Origin of the sequence: Streptomyces roseirectus (assembly GCF_014489635.1) — a bacterium.
GTDB lineage: Bacteria > Actinomycetota > Actinomycetes > Streptomycetales > Streptomycetaceae > Streptomyces > Streptomyces roseirectus.
The window spans coordinates 170,229-187,149 of the sequence record NZ_CP060828.1; the positions used below are offsets into that span (position 1 = coordinate 170,229).

General features: G+C 72.5%; 14 protein-coding genes. 3 read left to right on the forward strand and 11 right to left on the reverse strand.

Annotated elements, in window-relative coordinates:
• Positions 1-98 precede the first annotated feature (98 nt).
• From IAG44_RS00485 to glyA, 5 genes are read right to left on the reverse strand one after another with little or no spacing between them, the layout of a single operon-like run.
• Complete coding sequence (locus tag IAG44_RS00485; RefSeq protein ID WP_187745141.1) at positions 99-695, reverse strand: sarcosine oxidase subunit gamma; 597 nt, start codon at positions 693-695, stop codon at positions 99-101.
• Complete coding sequence (locus IAG44_RS44150) at positions 688-3,480, reverse strand: 2Fe-2S iron-sulfur cluster-binding protein (RefSeq protein WP_187745142.1); 2,793 nt, start codon at positions 3,478-3,480, stop codon at positions 688-690. The genes IAG44_RS00485 and IAG44_RS44150 overlap by 8 nt, the downstream gene beginning before the upstream one ends.
• The gene (locus IAG44_RS00495; protein ID WP_187745143.1) at positions 3,477-3,758 is read right to left on the reverse strand and encodes a sarcosine oxidase subunit delta; all 282 of its coding nucleotides are present in this window, start codon (positions 3,756-3,758) and stop codon (positions 3,477-3,479) included. The genes IAG44_RS44150 and IAG44_RS00495 overlap by 4 nt, the downstream gene beginning before the upstream one ends.
• A 10-nt stretch (positions 3,759-3,768) precedes the next feature.
• Positions 3,769-4,989: a sarcosine oxidase subunit beta family protein gene (locus IAG44_RS00500; protein WP_187745144.1), complete on the reverse strand. Its 1,221-nt coding sequence runs from the start codon at positions 4,987-4,989 to the stop codon at positions 3,769-3,771.
• Positions 4,986-6,245 carry a serine hydroxymethyltransferase gene (gene glyA / locus IAG44_RS00505; protein ID WP_281404261.1) on the reverse strand — a complete coding sequence of 420 codons (1,260 nt, stop codon included), beginning with the start codon at positions 6,243-6,245 and terminating at the stop codon, positions 4,986-4,988. Before glyA ends, IAG44_RS00500 begins: the two co-directional genes overlap by 4 nt.
• A 95-nt stretch (positions 6,246-6,340) precedes the next feature.
• Between glyA and IAG44_RS00510 the strand changes: the two genes are divergently transcribed.
• Positions 6,341-6,994, forward strand: coding sequence for a GntR family transcriptional regulator (locus IAG44_RS00510; RefSeq protein WP_187745145.1), 654 nt, complete (start codon positions 6,341-6,343; stop codon positions 6,992-6,994).
• Between the two features lie 258 nt (positions 6,995-7,252).
• Here IAG44_RS00510 and IAG44_RS00515 read toward each other — a convergent pair whose 3' ends face one another.
• From IAG44_RS00515 to IAG44_RS00540, 6 genes are all read right to left on the reverse strand, one after another.
• Positions 7,253-8,578 carry an OFA family MFS transporter gene (locus tag IAG44_RS00515; protein WP_246563432.1) on the reverse strand — a complete coding sequence of 442 codons (1,326 nt, stop codon included), beginning with the start codon at positions 8,576-8,578 and terminating at the stop codon, positions 7,253-7,255.
• A 321-nt stretch (positions 8,579-8,899) separates the two neighbouring features.
• Complete coding sequence (locus tag IAG44_RS00520; RefSeq protein ID WP_484601832.1) at positions 8,900-9,574, reverse strand: lytic polysaccharide monooxygenase auxiliary activity family 9 protein; 675 nt, start codon at positions 9,572-9,574, stop codon at positions 8,900-8,902.
• 104 nt (positions 9,575-9,678) lie between these two features.
• A complete protein-coding gene (locus IAG44_RS00525) occupies positions 9,679-10,800 on the reverse strand; it encodes an XdhC family protein (protein ID WP_187745146.1) in 1,122 nt (373 codons plus the stop codon).
• A 100-nt stretch (positions 10,801-10,900) separates the two neighbouring features.
• Positions 10,901-13,096, reverse strand: a complete 2,196-nt coding sequence (locus tag IAG44_RS00530) for a xanthine dehydrogenase family protein molybdopterin-binding subunit (protein ID WP_187745147.1) — start codon at positions 13,094-13,096, stop codon at positions 10,901-10,903.
• On the reverse strand, positions 13,093-14,073 hold the full coding sequence (locus IAG44_RS00535; protein ID WP_187745148.1) for an FAD binding domain-containing protein: 981 nt from the start codon (positions 14,071-14,073) through the stop codon (positions 13,093-13,095). Before IAG44_RS00535 ends, IAG44_RS00530 begins: the two co-directional genes overlap by 4 nt.
• Positions 14,073-14,714: a (2Fe-2S)-binding protein gene (locus IAG44_RS00540; RefSeq protein WP_187745149.1), complete on the reverse strand. Its 642-nt coding sequence runs from the start codon at positions 14,712-14,714 to the stop codon at positions 14,073-14,075. The genes IAG44_RS00535 and IAG44_RS00540 overlap by 1 nt, the downstream gene beginning before the upstream one ends.
• A 324-nt stretch (positions 14,715-15,038) precedes the next feature.
• On the opposite strand from IAG44_RS00540, the gene IAG44_RS44650 reads away from it, so the two are divergent.
• Both IAG44_RS44650 and IAG44_RS00550 read left to right on the forward strand, forming a co-directional pair.
• The gene (locus tag IAG44_RS44650) at positions 15,039-15,803 is read left to right on the forward strand and encodes an MmyB family transcriptional regulator (RefSeq protein WP_425508415.1); all 765 of its coding nucleotides are present in this window, start codon (positions 15,039-15,041) and stop codon (positions 15,801-15,803) included.
• A complete protein-coding gene (locus IAG44_RS00550; protein WP_187745150.1) occupies positions 15,722-16,894 on the forward strand; it encodes a MalY/PatB family protein in 1,173 nt (390 codons plus the stop codon). The genes IAG44_RS44650 and IAG44_RS00550 overlap by 82 nt, the downstream gene beginning before the upstream one ends.
• Positions 16,895-16,921 lie beyond the last annotated feature (27 nt).

Consider the following 16,921-nt stretch of genomic DNA (forward strand, 5'->3'; position numbering starts at 1 on the left):
GGCGCTTCCCCGCACCTGAAGCATGGCTCCGTGCGGGCGCGTTAAAGCCTCGTCAAGAAAATTCGCCCCACGCGCCGCCCCGCGACAGGTCCTCGGGGTCAGGGGATCGCGGGTGCCCTGTACTCGGCCATGGCGTCGATGAGCCACCGTCCGAGGTAGTCCGCGAACGAGGCGCGGGGGAAGAGCCGGTAGGTGGTGTCGTCGACCTGCCAGAGCAGGACGGGGACGGGGCCGACGGTGGTGGACAGGGCGCGGCCGGGGCCGAAGGCGCGGGGGTGGAGGTCGAGGGGGCAGCCCTTCTCCAGGACGTCCCGGGCGCTGGGCCCGGTGAGCTGGAGGGTGGTGCGGTTGGCGGAGAGGTCGACGACCGAGCCGGAGGACGTGCCGAGGGCTTCCTTCAACTCGCCGGTCAGGGCGGCGGGTTCGGCACGGGAGAGGATCAGCCACTCGTCGGGGCCCTGCCAGACGGCGGTGTGGGGGCCGGCGGCGGAGGTGGCCCCGCACTCCCGGGGCAGCGCCGCCCCGAGGGCCTTCTCGATGCGGGCCGCCGCCTCGGAGGCGGGGTCGACACGGACGTTCACCATGGTGAGGAAGGGGAGTTCGGCGAGCGCGACACCCCGGTCCCCGGTGACGGTCGCGGCGGACAGCGCCTCGTAAAGGTGGGCCAGGGGGCTCACCGCGAACTGGTCAGCCATCTCGGCGGGTCCCTTCGGGGTCGTAGAGGACGAAGTCGGTCACCTCGACGGGCACCAGCTCCTCGCCGACGGGCGCGAGCAGGGTCTCGCCGTGCCGTTCGCGGCCGCCGGAGACGAGGGCGAGCGCGAAGGGGCGGCCGAGGGCGACGCTGTGGTAGCTGGAGGTGACGTGGCCGAGCATCGGGACGGGCGGGGCCGTCAGGTCGGCGTCGGGCGCGAGGAGCTGGGTGCCTTCGGGGAGGCGGGTGGTGCGGTCGGCGGGGAGCAGGCCGACGAGGTGTTTGCGGTCGGCGCGCCGGGTGTCGGGGCGGGCGAAGGAGCGTCTGCCGACGAAGTCCTTCTGCTTGGAGACCACCCAGCCCATCCCGGCGTCCTGCGGGGTGACGGTGCCGTCGGTGTCCTGGCCGACGATGATGTACCCCTTCTCGGCGCGCAGGACGTGCATGGTCTCGGTGCCGTAGGGGGTGATGCCGTGCGGCTGTCCGGCGGCGTGGACCTGTTCCCAGACGGCCCGCCCGTACCAGGCGGACACGTTGATCTCGTAGGCGAGTTCACCGGAGAAGGAGATCCGGCAGATCCGGGCCGGTATCCCCGAGGCGAGGGTCGTCTCGCGGAACGCCATGAACGGGAACGCCTCGGTGGAGAGGTCGACGTCCGGCGCCAACTGACCGATCACATCACGGGACTTGGGGCCGACGACGGCGATGGTGGCCCACTGTTCGGTCACCGACGTGCAGTACACGTCGAGTTCGGGCCACTCGGTCTGCAGCCACTCCTCCAGCCAGTCGAGGACCCCGGCGGCGCCGCCGGTCGTGGTGGTCATGAAGTACCGCTCGTCGTCGAGGCGCAGGGTGACGCCGTCGTCGAAGATCATGCCGTCGGGCTTGCACATCACGCCGTAGCGGGCGTTGCCGGGCTTCAGTTTCTTGAACGCGTTGGTGTAGATCCGGTTCAGGAACTCGCCGGCGTCCGCGCCCCGGATCTCGATCTTGCCGAGGGTGGAGGCGTCCATGAAGGCGACGCCCTCGCGGGCGGCCCGGCATTCGCGGGCGACGGCGGCGTCCATGTCCTCGTCGCCGACGGGGTAGTAGCGGGGCCGCTTCCACTGGACGACGTCCTCGAAGACGGCGCCGTGCTCGACGTGCCAGTGGTGGACGGGCGTCATGCGTTCGGGGTCGAACAGGTCGCCGCGCTCGCGGCCGGCGAGGGCGGCGAACGCGATCGGCGTGTAGGGCGCCCGGTAGGCCGTCGTCCCGATCTCGCCCGGCGCCCCGCCGAGCAGGTCGGCGATGACGCCGATGGAGTTGACGCCGGAGGTCTTGCCCTGGTCGTTGGCCGTGCCCAGCGAGGTGTAGCGCTTGACGTGTTCGACGCCCTTCATGCCGGCGCCGGTCGAGCGCTGGACGTCGGTGACGGTGACGTCGCGCTGGAGGTCGACGAAGTGGGTGTCGTAGGTCTCGCCGGGCACCAGCCACAGCGCGCGGGTCACGCCGCGCGCCCCCGCCGGGACCTCCTCGGGGACGGGGACCGGGAATCCGGCCTCGGTCGCGGCGAGCGCCCCGGCCCGGGTGCCCTCGGCGACGCAGAGGTCCGTGTCGTAGGTGCCCCGGGCCGCCCCGACGACCTGCTGGCCCACGACCGTGCCGGCGGGCACGAACGCGGCGAGTTCGTCGTCCCAGACGACCTTGCCCTGCCGCTGGCTGTGCAGGTGGACGACGGGGCTCCAGCCGCCGGAGACGGCGAGCAGGTCGCAGGCGAACGTCTCGACCGCCGAGGGGCCGTCGAGGCGCTGGACGGTGACGCTGGTCAGCCGCCCCTCCCCCGAGGTCTCGACGACCGCGCTGCCGGTCAGCACCACCCCGCCCGCCGCCGCGGCCCGCGCCGACAGCTCCTCGCGGGCGTCGACGACGGCCACGACCTCGACGCCGGCGGCGCGCAGGGCGTCCACGGTGTCGTAAGCGCTGTCGTTGGTCGTGCCGACCACGGCCCGCGTGCCCGGTTTCACCGCGTACCGGCCGAGGTAGGTGCGCACGGCCCCGGCGAGCATCACGCCGGGCCGGTCGTTGCCGGCGAAGACCAGGGGGCGTTCGTGGGCGCCGGTCGCGAGGACGACCTGCCTTGCGCGGATGTGCCACAGGCGCTGGCGGGAGACGCCCTCGACGTCGGTCTGTCCGGTGCGGCGCTGGAGCGCGAGGACGTAGTGGTCGTCGTAGGCGCCGAAGGCGGTGGTGCGCTGGAGGACGACGGTGTCGGGGGCGGCGTCGAGGCGGGCGCGCAGGCCGGTGACCCACGCCGCGCGGTCGAGGAGGGAGCCGCCGGGCTCGGGCTGGTCGTCGATGAGAATGACGCGGGCGCCGGAGTCGGAGGCGGCGGCCGCGGCGGCGAGTCCGGCGGGTCCCGCGCCGACGACGAGGACGTCGGTGTGGGCGTACTTCTTGTCGTAGACGGACGGGTCGGTGCCCAGGTCGAGGCGGCCCTTGCCGGAGAGGGTGGCGGCGCTCAGGCCGTCGTACAGCTCGACCGTGGTCGCCGGGAGCATGCCCTCGGAGTGGGAACCGGCCAGCTGGACCAGGGCGTTGGGCTCCTCGACGCCGGCGGCGACGATGCCCCGGGGGCGGCCCCGGTAGAGGGACGGGGCAACCTCGATCACACCGTTGGCGAGCATCGCGGAGGCGAGGGTGTCGCCGGGGTGGCCGGTCAGCTCGCGGCCGTCGAGCGTGAAGCGCAGGGTCACGGCGCGGTCGATCCGGCCGCCGTGCGCGAGCCGGAAGGGCTGGTCGGTCATCGGGTTCCTTCCGGGCGGGGCTCGTCGAGGCGGTAGACGGCGAGGACCTGGTGGCTTGCGGTGTCGCGCAGGACGTTGAACCAGCGGCGGCAGCCGATGCTGTGGACCCAGCGTTCGGCGAAGGGCCCCTTGGGGTTGTCGCGGTAGAAGACGTACTCGGCCCACTCGGCGTCGCTGAGGCCATCGGCGTCGTCCGGGTAGGGGACGTGGGCCTGGCCGCCGTAGTGGTACTCGGTCTCGTCGCGGGGGCCGCACCAGGGGCAGTCGATCAGCAGCACGGCGTTCTCCTCAGTGGGCCACGGCCGCGGCGCCGTGTTCGTCGATCAGGGCGCCCGTGGTGAAGCGGTCCAGGGCGAAGGGGGCGTTGAGGGGGTGGGGTTCACCGGTGGCGATGGTGTGGGCGAAGGTCCAGCCGGCCGCCGGGGTGGCCTTGAAACCGCCGGTCCCCCAGCCGCAGTTGACGTACAGGTTCTCGACGGGGGTGGTGCCGATGATCGGGGAGGCGTCGGGGGTGACGTCGACGATGCCGCCCCAGGTGCGCAGGACGTGCGCGCGGGCGAACGCCGGGAACAGCTCGACGGCGGCGGCCATCTGACGTTCGATCACGTGGAAGGAGCCGCGCTGCCCGTACCCGTTGTAGGAGTCGACGCCCGCGCCCATCACCAGCTCGCCCTTGTGGGCCTGGGAGACGTACACGTGGACGTGGTTCGACATGACCACCGTCGGATGGATCCGCTCGTGCAGCTCGGAGACCAGGGCCTGGAGGGGGTGGGACTGGACGGGCAGGCGGACGCCGGCGAGGCCGGCCAGGACGCTGCTGTGCCCGGCGGCGGCGAGCCCGACGCGCCCGGCGAGGATGCGGCCCCGGCTGGTCTCGACGCCCACGACGCGGTCGCCGTCCCTGACGAAGCCGGTGACCTCGCAGCCCTGGATCAGGTCGACGCCGTGCGCGTCGGCGCTGCGGGCCAGCGCCCAGGCGACGTGGTCGTGCTTGGCGATCCCGGCGCGGGGCTGGTAGGTCGCGCCGAGGACCGGGTAGCGGGTGCGGTCGGAGACGTTGACGATGGGGCAGACCTCGGCGACCTGCTCCGGCTCCAGCCATTCGGCGTCCACGCCGTTGAGGCGGTTGGCGTTGACGCGCCGCACGCCCTCGCGGACGTCCTGGAGGGTGTGGGCGAGGTTGAGGACGCCGCGCTGGCTGAACAGGAAGTCGTAGTCCAGCTCCTCGGGCAGCCGCTCCCACAGTTTCAGGGCGTGCTCGTAGATCGCCGCGCTCTCGTCCCACAGGTAGTTGGAGCGGATGATCGTGGTGTTGCGGGCCATGTTGCCGCCCGCGAGCCAGCCCTTCTCCAGCACGGCGACATTGGTGATGCCGTGGTTCTTGACCAGGTAGTGGGCGGTGGCGAGGCCGTGTCCGCCACCGCCGACGACGATCACGTCGTAGGAGCGTTTCGGCTCCGGGTTGCGCCACAGGAAGTCGGGGTGCTCGGGGAGCGGGGCGTCGGTCATGCCAGGTCTCCGTACAGGGGGAAGGCGTTCGCCAACTTCGTGACGCGGTCGCGCAGTTCACCCTCGGGGGTGTCGCCCTTGAGGGTTTCGGCGACGATGTCGGCGACCTCGCGGAACTCGGGCCGGCCAAATCCCCGGGTGGCGAGGGCGGGGGTGCCGATGCGCAGGCCGGAGGAGACCATCGGGGGGCGCGGGTCGAAGGGGACGGCGTTGCGGTTGACGGTGATGCCGACGCGGTGCAGGCGGTCCTCGGCCTGCTTGCCGTCGAGGTCGGAGCCGCGCAGGTCGACGAGGACGAGGTGGACCTCGGTGCCGCCGGTCAGGACGCTGATGCCGGCCTCGGCGACGTCGTCGGCGAGCAGGCGTCCGGCGAGGGTGCGGGCGCCTTCCAGGGTGCGGCGCTGGCGGTCCTTGAAGTCCTCGCTCGCGGCGACCTTGAAGGCGACGGCCTTCGCGGCGATGACGTGCTCCAGCGGGCCGCCCTGCTGGCCGGGGAAGACCGCCGAGTCGATCTTCTTCGCGAGGCCGCCGCGGCTGAGGATCACCCCGCCGCGCGGACCGCCGAGCGTCTTGTGGGTGGTGGTCGTGACGACGTCCGCGTACGGCACCGGGCTCGGGTGCAGGCCCGCGGCGACGAGGCCGGCGAAGTGCGCCATGTCGACCATCAGGTAGGCGTCGACGGCGTCGGCTATGCGGCGGAACTCCGCGAAGTCGAGCTGCCGGGGGTAGGCGGACCAGCCGGCGACGATCAGCTTCGGCCGGTGCGCGAGGGCGAGGCGTTCGACCTCGTCCATGTCGACGCGCAGGTCGGACTCGCGCACGTGGTAGGGGACGACGTCGTACAGCTTGCCCGAGTAGTTCAGGCGCATGCCGTGGGTGAGGTGGCCGCCGTGCGCGAGGTCGAGGCCGAGGATCGTGTCGCCGGGCTTCAGCAGGGCGAACATCGCCGCCGCGTTGGCCTGGGCGCCCGAGTGGGGCTGCACGTTGGCGTGTTCGGCGCCGAACAGGTCCTTGACCCGCTCGATCGCCAACCGCTCGACGACGTCGACGTGTTCGCAGCCGCCGTAGTAGCGCCGGCCGGGGTAGCCCTCCGCGTACTTGTTGGTCAGCACCGAGCCCTGGGCCTCGAGGACGGCGGCCGGGGCGAAGTTCTCGGAGGCGATCATCTCCAGCGTCGACTGCTGGCGGTGGAGTTCGGTGGCCACCGCGGCGGCCACGGCGGGGTCGAGTTCGGCGAGCGGGAGTGACAAGTTCACCTGTGCACCATCCTGGGAACCGACTGGTACGCGACTGATATATCAAGCTGTGCGGTAAGGTATGGGAGCTCGCCGGAGAGGTCAAGGGGGCATCCATGCAGCAGACGGCGGCCGAGGAGCTGTCCCTCGCCGAACAGGCGTACCGCGCGGTCCGGGACCAGCTCGTCCTCCTGGAGATCCGGCCCGGCGCGCCCATCAACGAGGAGCAGCTGGCCCAGTCCCTCGGGGTGGGGCGCACCCCGCTGCGCGAGGCGCTGAAGCGGCTCCAGTACGAGCGGCTGATCACCACCTATCCGCGGCGCGGGACCTTCGCCACCGACGTCAACATCACCGATCTCGCCCATGTCTCCGAGGTCCGCCTCGAACTGGAGCCGCTGGCCGCCGCGCAGGCCGCCCGGCGGGCCACCGCCGCCGACCGCGCCGCCCTCACGGACCTGCGCGGCGAACTGGCCGGCGTCGACGTGCGGCGACAGGGCGCGACCGAACTGCTGCACCTCGACCTCCAGGTCCACCGCGCCGTGTACGCCGCCACGCACAACCCCTACCTCGACGACACCCTCGTCCAGTACGACAACCTCGCTACCCGCATCTGGTGCCTGTTCATCGACCGCCTCCCGGACATGGCGGGGCATGTCGGCGAGCACGGTCCGCTGATCGAGGCGATCGTCGCGGGCGAGGCGGAGCACGCGGCGGAGCTGGCGCGCCGGCATGTGGAGGGGTTCGAGAAGGCGGTACGGGCGGTCATCTGAGGGGCGGGGGTTGCGATGAGGGGCGGAGGTTCCAAGTCCCGCCTCCGCGCCGGGAACCATCGCGCCGCGCGGCCCGTTCGGGCTGTTGGCGGCGGGCCTATGTGTTCACGTTCGGGTGGGCGAACTGGGTGTGAGGGGCGCGGCCGGTGCCGTCCCCGTCCGGTGTCCGTCGCTCTCGCCCGCGCCGGGCACCTTCCGGGGTGCCCTCGTCGCCGTTCGCCCGGCCTGCCCTCCGGGCGAACGTGTCGGTGGCGGGCCTCAGTTCGCCGGGCGGCGGCTCGCCGGGGGCTTCGTGATCGCCGTCAGGGTCACCGAGGCGAGGGTGAGGGCGCCGACCGTGAGGAAGGCCGTCGTGTAGCCGCTCGCCGCGAGGTGGGCGGTGGTCAGGGGGCCGACGACGCCCGCGAGGCTCCAGGAGACGAGCATCGGGCCGTAGACGGCGCCGATGTGGGTGACGCCGAAGAAATCGCCGGCGGTCGCGGGCATGGTGCCGAAGCCGCCACCGTTGGCGAGGCTGACGGCGCAGACGAGGACGGCGAACAGAGCGGGGTCGTGGGCCCAGGGCAGGGCGAGCAGGGCGAGGCCCTGGACAAGGAGGAGGACCGCGAACGTCCGCATGCGGCCCGCCCGTTCGGAGACCGCGCCGGCGAGCGGGCGGCCGACCCCGTTGAAAACCCCGGCGGCCGCGGTGAGCGCGGCGGCGGAGCGGGCGTCGTACCCGGCGATGGCGTGCGCGGCGGGCGCGAGGACGCTGACGAGGCTGATCCCGGCGAGCGCGCTGGCGAACAGGATCGTCGCGAGGAGGTACCACTCACGGCTGCGCAGCGCCTCACGCCCGGTGAGGGCGTGCCCGTCCAAGCGTCCGGCGGCGGACGCCGGCGTCGGCGGGTCCACGAACAGCCACGCGGCCGGCAGGGTCATCGCCGCGCAGAGCAGCCCCATCGGCAAAAACGCCTGCGTGGGCACGGTCTCGTACCGGTCCACGAGCGCCGCCAGCACCGGCGCGCTCAGCACCGGCCCGAGCCCGAACCCGCCGACGCTGATCCCCGTGATCAGCCCCCGCTTGTCGGGGAACCACCGCTGGAGCAGGGCCGTCGGCACGATGTACCCGATGCCGAGCCCGAACCCCGAGACGACCCCGTAGCAGACGACCAGGATCCACAGGTCCCCCGCGTCCGTCGCGGCGCAGCACCCCACGATCCCGGCGCAGTACAGCCCCGCCCCGATCATCGCCGTGGCCCGTGGCCCGTACCGCCCCTGGAGCCTTCCCCCGCACCACGTCCCGACGAACACCATCCCGACGGCGACGCTGAAGGGCACCGTCGCCCGTGTCGCGTCGAACGCGAACGCCGAGCCCGGCTCCCGCAGCGCCCGCGCGAACACGCTCCACGCGTACACGGATCCCAGCGCCAGTTGGAACACGACCGCCGCGACGGCGATCCACATCCGGCGCCGCAGTCCCGCGCGCCGGTGCGTCATCAGCACCGGCATCGACACGGAGACCACTACACGGCGGGCGGCGTCCGGCCGCACGTACGTATCCGGCGCATGACTCTCCCTGCGCTTGTCGACGACAGTTTCCACAACCAACCACCCAGATTCCGGGCCGCCCCACGGCCAAGCCCCACAGGACCTGAACCGGCGGACGAACGTTTCGGCTCAGTTCTCGGGCGGCAGTCGATCACCACGGACACGCCGACTACACGCGGTACACGCCGCGTTCACCCGTGGGGGTAGCCATGGCGACGCCATCCGGCAGGCGCCCATGCGGGGCGGGCAGATAAACGGCAGCCAACCGCAGGAAGCCCTCGACGCGGGAGCCCCGTCGGGGCAGGGTGACCACAGGGGTCCCCTGCCCCGACGGGGCTCGGTCGGTGCTGTGTGCTGTGTGCTGTGCTGTGCGGCTCAGCCGAAGTTCACGTCACTGCACCACATGTACGCCTGGTCGAGGTGGGATGCCTGCCAGATCACGAACACGATGTGGTGTCCGGTGTAGCCGGAGGTCTGGACGGGGAACGTGATGTTCTGCGCCGGGGCGAAGCGGCCGGTCTGCGTGATGAAGTCGAGGTTGCCCCAGCCCAGGGTCTGGGTCTTGGGGTTGAAGCCCTGCTTGCTCACGTAGACCTTGAAGTAGTCGGCGCCGTGGGACGCCTGGTCGTACAGCTGGACCGAGAAGTTGTTGCCGATGGTGGTGGTCTTCCACGCCCCGGGCTTGTCCAGGCTGGCGTTCCTGGAGAGGTTGTTGCTGCAGAGCGTCCCGTCGGGGGTCCGCGCCTGGAACTGGCCTCCGAGGCCGTCGCGCAGCGCGCTCATCCAGTTCCACATGGTGTCGGCGTTGGCCTGGAACGCCTGCCAGCACATGGGGTCCTGGGTCTGCATCGCCGGGTTCGTGTGGCTGCTGCCCCACGTCTTCCAACACTGGTAGGCGCGGGTGGCGGGACTGACGATGGTGCCGTGGGCCTGGGCGGGGGTCGACCAGGCCAGGGCGCCGACGACCACGGCGAACAGCATGACGAGCGCCTGGAGAGGCCGGCGGAGAGACGCCTGCGAACGCCCGCTCAACGGACTCTTTGTACGCATGTGGGGGGACTCCTTCCAGTTGCGGGACTGTTGTGGGAGCGCTCCCAAAGGTAGGACTCCTGAGAGAGATGTCAATGAAGCGGACGGAGTTGGTTACAGAGGTCTCAGGCCGGGACCGGGCCGAGGGCGCGGTGGATCGGCCCGGTGCCCTCGGACAGGGGCCGGCCGGTGGCGCGGTGGGCGTGGGCGATGATCTCGGCGGCGATCGACACGGCCGTCTCCTCGGGCGTGCGGGCGCCGAGGTCGAGCCCGATCGGTGACCGCAGCCGGGCCAACCGCCCCTCGGTGACGCCGGCTTCACGCAACCGCTCCAGCCGTTCGCCGTGCGTGCGCCGGGAGCCCATCGCGCCGACGTACCCGACGGGCATCTCCAGCGCGAGGCGCAGCAGCGGGACGTCGAACTTGGCGTCGTGGGTGAGGACGCAGACGGCCGTCCGGGAGTCGACGTCCGTCCGGGCCAGGTAGCGGTGCGGCCAGTCGGTGATCACCTCGTCCGCCTCGGGAAAGCGGGCGCGGGTGGCGAAGACGGGGCGGGCGTCGCACACGGTGACCCGGTAGCCGAGGAAGTGCCCGGCGCGGCTGAGAGCGGCGGCGAAGTCGACGGCGCCGAAGATCAGCATGCGGGGCCGGGCGGCGGCCACGTGGACGAGGACGGAGAGCCGTTCGGGACAGGTGTCCGCGTCCCCGCCGACCTCGATCCGCGCGGTGCGCCCGACACGCAGTTGCCCGGCCGCCTTGTCGGCGACCGCCCGGCCGGCCGGTCCGTCGTCGAGCGCGCGGTCGGCGAAGGCGGTGTCGCCGTACACGCCGAGGAGGGCGCCGGCGATCGAGCCGTCCACGACCTGGGCGACGGCGGCGGGCCGACCCTCGGCCGCCTCGGTGAGCACCGCGCCGAGGTGCGGCCGCGTCGCGGGGTCGACGCGCTGGACGAGGACGTCGAGTTCGCCGCCGCAGGTCAGGCCGACGGCGAAGGCGTCGTCGTCGGAGTACCCGAACCAGGCGCGCCGCGGCCCGCCGCCGTCCTCCAGGACCTCCCGGCACAGCTCGTACACCGCGCCCTCGACGCAGCCGCCGGAGATGCTGCCGGCCGCGTTGCCGTCGAGGTCCACCGCGACGGACGTACCGGCCGGCAGGGGCGCGCTGCCGCGCACGTCGACGACGGTGGCCAGCGCGAAGGGACGCCCCTCGCGGCACCAGAGGCGCAGTGTGTCCGCGATGTTCAGCATGGGTGTGTTCTCCGTGGGGGTGCGAAAGGGGAGGGCCAGCGGCCGGGCGGGGAGACCGGCGGCGGGCGGGCCCGGGTTCGGGCTTTTCGGGGCGCCTGGTTCAGAGCAACGCCTCGGCGGTGAGCGGGAGTTCGCGGATGCGCCGGCCGGTGGCGTGGTGGACGGCGTTGGCGATCGCGGGGGCGACGCCGACCTGGACGATCTCGCCGATGCCCTTGACGCCGAGCGGGTCGGCGTCGGGGTCCTCGCCCTCCAGGTAGATCGCCCTGAGGTCCGGGATGTCCGCGTTCACCGGGACGAGGTAGTCGGCGAGGCTCGCATTGACGATCCGGCCGTCGCGGTGGTCGGTGACGGTGTGTTCGAGCAGGGCCTGCCCGATGCCGCCGACCATGCCGCCCAGCGCCTGGCTGTCGGCCAGCTTGGGGCTGATGACGCGGCCGACGTCGTACACGCCGAGCATCCGCCGCACCCGGACCAGACCGAGCCGTGCGTCCACCCCGACCTCCGTGAAGACCGCGCCGTACGAGAAGTACGAGTGCCGCGCGGGCTGCGGCGCCCCGGCGTAGGCGCCGTCGGCCGCGAGGTGGGTGAGCTTGTTGCGGGCCAGCAGCCGCTGGTAGCTCTCGCCGCGCGCCGGGTTCCCCCGCGGGTGCAGGCGTCCGTTGCGGACGATCACCTCGGCGGCCGGCACGCCGTACAGGGGCGACTCCTCGTCCTCGACCGCCAGCTTGACCGCCTGTTCGCGCACCTTGTCGCAGGCGTCCAGGACGGCGGAGCCGACGACGGTCATGGTCATCGAGGCGCCGTGCGGCGGGGTCGGCGGGTAGCGGGAGTCGCCGAGGCGGAAGGTGACGTTGCGCATGCTCAGGCCGAGGGCGTCGGCGGCGACCTGGGTCTGGGAGGTGTAGGTGCCGGGGCCCATGTCGCTGGTGGCGGCCTCGGCGACCGCCGTGCCGTCCGCGTCGAGGCGGACCCGGGCCTGCGCGGGGAAGCGCCCCGGGTCGTAGACGCCGGCGGCCATGCCGATGCCGATCAGCCAGTCGCCGTCCCGGGTCGAGCGGGGCCGGGGGTCGCGGCGGTCCCAGCCGAACTCGCGGGCGCCGACGGTGTAGCACTCGCGCAGGCGGCGGGTGGACCAGGGCAGCCCGTTCGACTCGTCCTCGGGGGGCTCGTTGCGCAGGCGCAGCTCGATGGGGTCCACACCGAGTTCGACGGCGAGTTCGTCCATCGCGGACTCGATGGCGAAGGACGCGTTGGTGAAGCCAGGACCGCGCATCCAGAGCGGGGTGTTCACGTCGAGCGGCACCTTGTGGTACGCCTGGCTGACGTTCGGGGTGCTGTAGAACATCTGCCCGGCGCCCATGATCGACTCGTCGAACTTCTCGTACGACGACGTCTCCGCGCTCATCTCGTGGACGGCGGCCCGCAGCCGCCCTCGCCGGTCGCTGCCGAGCCGCAGCCGGTACTCGTAGGCGGGCCGGAACCCGGTGCCGAAGTACAACTGCCTGCGGGTCATGACGAGTTTGACGGGGCGTTTCAGTTCGCGTGCGGCCAGCGCGGCGACGCTCGTGTGCGGCCAGCAGCGCAGCCCGCTGCCGAAGCCGCCGCCGACGAACGGGGAGATGACGCGCACCGACTCCAGCGGCAGGCCGAAGACCGCCGCCAGCTCGGTCTGGGTGCCCACGACCCACTGGGTCTTGTCCCACACGGTCAGCTTCCCGCCGTCCCAGCGGGCGATGGTGGCGTGCGGTTCCATCGGGTTGTGGTGGTTGCGGACCATGCGGTAGGTCAGGTCGAGGCGTACGGGCGCCTCGCGCAGCCCCGCCTCCGCGTCGCCGCGCGCGTACCTCGTCGGCTCGTCCCGCTCGGCGTCGGCCAGGTCGGTCGAGGGCGTCGAGGCGGCGTAGCGGACCTTCACCAGGCTCGCGCCGTGCTGGGCCGCTTCCAAGGAGGTGGCGACGACCACGGCGACGGGCTGGCCGTGGAAGAGGACGCGGTCGTCCTGGAAGACGCGCAGCCGCCGGCCCTCGGGGTTGTTGGAGCCCGCGTTGTCGCGGTAGGGGAGCTTCGGCGCGTTGCCGTGGTGGATGACCCTCAGCACACCGGCGTGCTGCTCGGCGGCGCGGGTGTCGACGGAGGTGATCCGGCCGCGTCCGACGCTCGCGTCGACGATCACGGCGTGCAGGGCGCCCTCGATGTCGTGCTCGGCGGCGTACAGGGCCTTGCCGGTGACCTTGAGGCGGCCGTCCACGCGGGAGAGCGGGGCGCCGACGGCTGACTGGGGCTGGGGACTCACTGGGTACCTCCCACGACACGGAGCTGGCGCTCGACCGTCCGTGTGAGCAGTTCGGTCTTGAACGCGTTGTGCCGCAGGGGGCGTGCCCCGTCGGCGGCCTTCGCGGCGGCTTCGGCCCACAGCGCGGCGGAGGGGCGCTGGCCGATCAAGTGGCGTTCCACGGCGGGGAGTTTCCAGGGGACGGTGCCCACGCCTCCGGCGGCGACCTTCGCCTCGCGGATGACGCCGGCGCGGATGTGCAGGGCGACGGCGGCGGAGGTGAGGGCGAACTCGTAGGACTGCCGGTCGCGGACTTTCAGGTAGCCGGATTTGAGGGGGCGTGGGAGGGCGGGAATCTCGACGGCGGTGATCAACTCGCCTTTCCTCAGGGCCTGTTCGCGGTTCGGGGTGGTGCCGGGGCGCAGCAGGAAGTCGGCGAAGCGGAGCGTGCGTGCGCCGTCCGGGCCCAGGAGGTGGACGGTCGCCTCCAGTGCCGCGAACGCTACGGCGACGTCGGAGGGGTGGGTCGCCACGCAGGCGTCGGAGGTGCCCAGGATCGCGTGAGTGCGGTTGTGGCCCTCCAGGGCGGCACAGCCCGAGCCGGGGTCGCGTTTGTTGCAGGCGGCCGTCACGTCGCGGAAGTAGGTGCAGCGGGTGCGCTGCATGATGTTGCCGCCGATGGTCGCCATGTTGCGCAGTTGCGCCGACGCGCTCAGCTCCAGCGCCTCGGAGACGACCGGGTAGAGGGTGCGGACCTTCGGGTGGGCGGCGGCCTCGGACATCCTCACCAGGGCGCCGATGCGCAGTCCGCCGCGTTCGGTGGCCGTGACCTCGCGCAGAGGGAGGTGGCTGATGTCGACCAGCGCCTCGGGCTGTTCGACGGTCTCGCGCATCAGGTCGACGAGGGTGGTGCCGCCGGCGATGTAACGGCCGCCGCGCCGGCCGGCGTCCAGGGCTTCCCGCGTGCTGGCGACACGGGTGTAGGTGAACGGGTGCATCAGGCTTTGCCCCCGGTTTTCTCGACCGCGCGCACGATCTTGACGTAGCAGCCGCAGCGGCAGATGTTGCCGCTCATCCACTCCCGGATCTCCTCCGGTGAGCCGGTGTGGCCCTCCTGGATGCACGCGACGCCGGACATGATCTGGCCCGGTGTGCAGTAGCCGCACTGGAAGGCGTCCTCGTCGATGAACGCCTGCTGGAGCGGGTGGAGTCGGTCACCGTCGGCCAGGCCCTCGATGGTCGTGACCTCGGCGCCCTCCAGTCGCACCGCGAGCGTCAGGCAGGCGTTGTGCCGCTGCCCGTCGACGAGCACCGTGCACGCTCCGCACGCGCCCGCGTCGCAGCCCTTCTTCGAGCCGGTCAGGCCCAGGTGCTCGCGCAGCAGGTCCAGGAGCGAGGTCCGGTTGTCGACCGTGACCGTCCGCAGGGTGCCGTTCACCGTCAGGGAGACCCGGCTCGTGGGTGCCGCCGCGGCTTCCGCCTCCTCGCCGAGGAGGAAGGACCCGCCGACCACACCGCCCACGACCGCGACACCGCCGACCGCGGTGGTCGTCGCGATGAACGTCCGTCGCGTGGGGGCGGTGCCGGTCTCCTCCGGTTCGGCGGGGGGTGGTGGGGCGGACACGGATTCTGTCGTCATGGATACGCCTTCACTTGGCTTCGAGGAGGGGTGGGGGCTTGAGCGGGGTGGGGGCTTGAGCGTCGAGTTCAAGGTGCCGATCCCACACAACCGGCCCTCACACCCCGGAGGAAGGTCGCGTCTATGGGGGGTATAACCTCACCCCCCCTCGCCCCGGGCCCTGTTGAGCCGTTCAGTCGAGGCCGGCGAGCCGACTGGGGTGCGTGCCCTGCCCGGCGGGCGGCTCACAGCAGGTGGATGTACCGCGTGGCGTGGTGGGCGGCGGCCAGGCTCAGCGGCGGCGCCGCCCCGGCCCCACGACGGCGCCCGTGAGAAAGGCGTCGGGTGCCGGGGCTGCGGCGCGAGGAGGTCGCCGTGCTGGCGGGCGTGAGCACCGAGTGGTACACGCGGCTGGAGAAGGGCCACATCGGCGGGGTGTCCGAGGAGGTCGTCCAGGCGGTCGCGCAGGCCCTGCGACTGGACGAGGACGAGCGCACGTACCTGTTCGACCTGGCCAGGGCCGCGAGACCGGCCCGCCGCGCACCCGTCCGCCGCAAGGACGTGCCGGTGTCGGCGCAGATCCAGTGGATGCTCGACTCCATGACCCTGTCCACGGCGACCGTCCAGAACGGACGTCAGGACGTCGTCGCGAGCAACGCGCTCGCCCGCTCCGTGTTCGCGCCACTGTTCACGAGCGCCACCACCGACAAGCACGGCCGCCCCAACTTCGCCGCCCTCCTGCGCGCGGAGGCCGGCCGCGAGCCCCACGACCGGGCCCTGCGCGACCTCATCGGCGACCTCTCCACACTCAGCCCCACCCCACCCCACCCACCAGAACCAAGAGCCCGGCACTCCACAACAGGGCTGAGCACCGCCCCCGACAAGCGGCCGGCTCAAGTGACAGCCCGTCGTATCGATCCGGCCCAGGGCTCGGCCGCGACCACGCACCCATTCCCGGCCGCACACCCGTTCCGGTGTCTGGAACAGGCGCCGTGCCGTCGGCTCCCCCTCTCGCCTAGCTTGGGCGTATGGACACCACGCCTCGCGAAACCCCCCTCAACCCCCTGCACCGGCTCACGTTGGAGCAGCTGCGGCGGCGTACGAGCATGAAGTGGCGGACTTATCCGCGGGATGTGCTGCCGTTGTGGGTCGCGGAGATGGATGTTCCTCTCGCGGAGCCGGTGGCGCGGGCGCTCACGGACGCGGTGGCGCTCGGGGACACGGGGTATCCGGTGGGGACGGCGTACGCGGAGGCGTTGGCGGGGTTCGCGGGGAAGCGGTGGGGGTGGGAGGGGCTGGAGGTGGGGCGGACGGCGATCGTGCCGGACGTGATGATGGGGGTCGTGGAGATGCTGAAGCTGGTGTCGGGGCCGGGGGACGCGGTGGTCGTCAACTCGCCGGTCTACACGCCGTTCTACCAGTTCGTGGGGAACGCGGACCGGGTCGTTGTCGAGGCTCCGCTCACCGAGGAGGGGCGGATCGACCCCGGGGTGCTGGAGGAGACGTTCTCGCGGGTGCGGGCGGGCGGCGGACGGCCCGTGTACCTGCTGTGCAGCCCGCACAATCCGACCGGCACCCTGCACACCGCCGCCGAGCTGGCGTCCGTCGCCGAACTGGCCCGCGCGTACGGCGTGCGGGTGGTGGCCGACGAGATCCACGCGCCGATCGTGGCGGCGGGCGCGCGGTTCGTGCCGTACCTGAGTGTCCCCGGCGCGCGGGACGGGCTGTCGCTGATGTCGGCGTCGAAGGCGTGGAACCTGGCCGGACTCAAGGCGGCCGTCGCCGTCGCGGGCCCCGAGGCGGGCGCCGATCTCGCGCGCCTGCCGGAGGAGGTGAGCCACGGGCCCAGCCATCTCGGCGTGATCGCCCACACCGCGGCCCTGCGGGACGGGGGCGACTGGCTCGACGCGGTCCTGGCCGGACTGGACGACAACCGCCGCCTCCTGACCCGCCTCCTCGCCGAGCACCTGCCCGGCGTCCGCTACGCCCCGGCCCGGGCGACCTACCTCGCCTGGCTGGACTGCCGCGCGCTGGACCTGGGCGACGATCCAGCAGGGGTCTTCCTGGAGCGCGGGCGCGTCGCTCTCAGCTCCGGTCCCGCCTTCGGCACCGGGGGCGCCGGCCACGTACGCCTGAACCTGGCGACGTCGCCGGAGATCCTGACGGAGGCGGTGCGGCGGATGGCCTCGGCGGTGGGGTGAGGACGGCCCGCGGAAAAGAATGCCCTG

Excerpts from the sequence above, each read along its gene's own strand:
- IAG44_RS00485 (WP_187745141.1), bottom strand. The coding sequence starts at position 695 with ATGGCTGACCAGTTCGCGGTGAGCCCCCTGGCCCACCTTTACGAGGCG.
- IAG44_RS00525 (WP_187745146.1), bottom strand. The coding sequence starts at position 10,800 with ATGCTGAACATCGCGGACACACTGCGCCTCTGGTGCCGCGAGGGGCGT.
- IAG44_RS00520 (WP_484601832.1), bottom strand. The coding sequence starts at position 9,574 with ATGCGTACAAAGAGTCCGTTGAGCGGGCGTTCGCAGGCGTCTCTCCGC.
- IAG44_RS00535 (WP_187745148.1), bottom strand. The coding sequence starts at position 14,073 with ATGCACCCGTTCACCTACACCCGTGTCGCCAGCACGCGGGAAGCCCTG.
- IAG44_RS00540 (WP_187745149.1), bottom strand. The coding sequence starts at position 14,714 with ATGACGACAGAATCCGTGTCCGCCCCACCACCCCCCGCCGAACCGGAG.
- IAG44_RS44150 (WP_187745142.1), bottom strand. The coding sequence starts at position 3,480 with ATGACCGACCAGCCCTTCCGGCTCGCGCACGGCGGCCGGATCGACCGC.
- IAG44_RS00500 (WP_187745144.1), bottom strand. The coding sequence starts at position 4,989 with ATGACCGACGCCCCGCTCCCCGAGCACCCCGACTTCCTGTGGCGCAAC.
- IAG44_RS00510 (WP_187745145.1), top strand. The coding sequence starts at position 6,341 with ATGCAGCAGACGGCGGCCGAGGAGCTGTCCCTCGCCGAACAGGCGTAC.
- IAG44_RS00550 (WP_187745150.1), top strand. The coding sequence starts at position 15,722 with ATGGACACCACGCCTCGCGAAACCCCCCTCAACCCCCTGCACCGGCTC.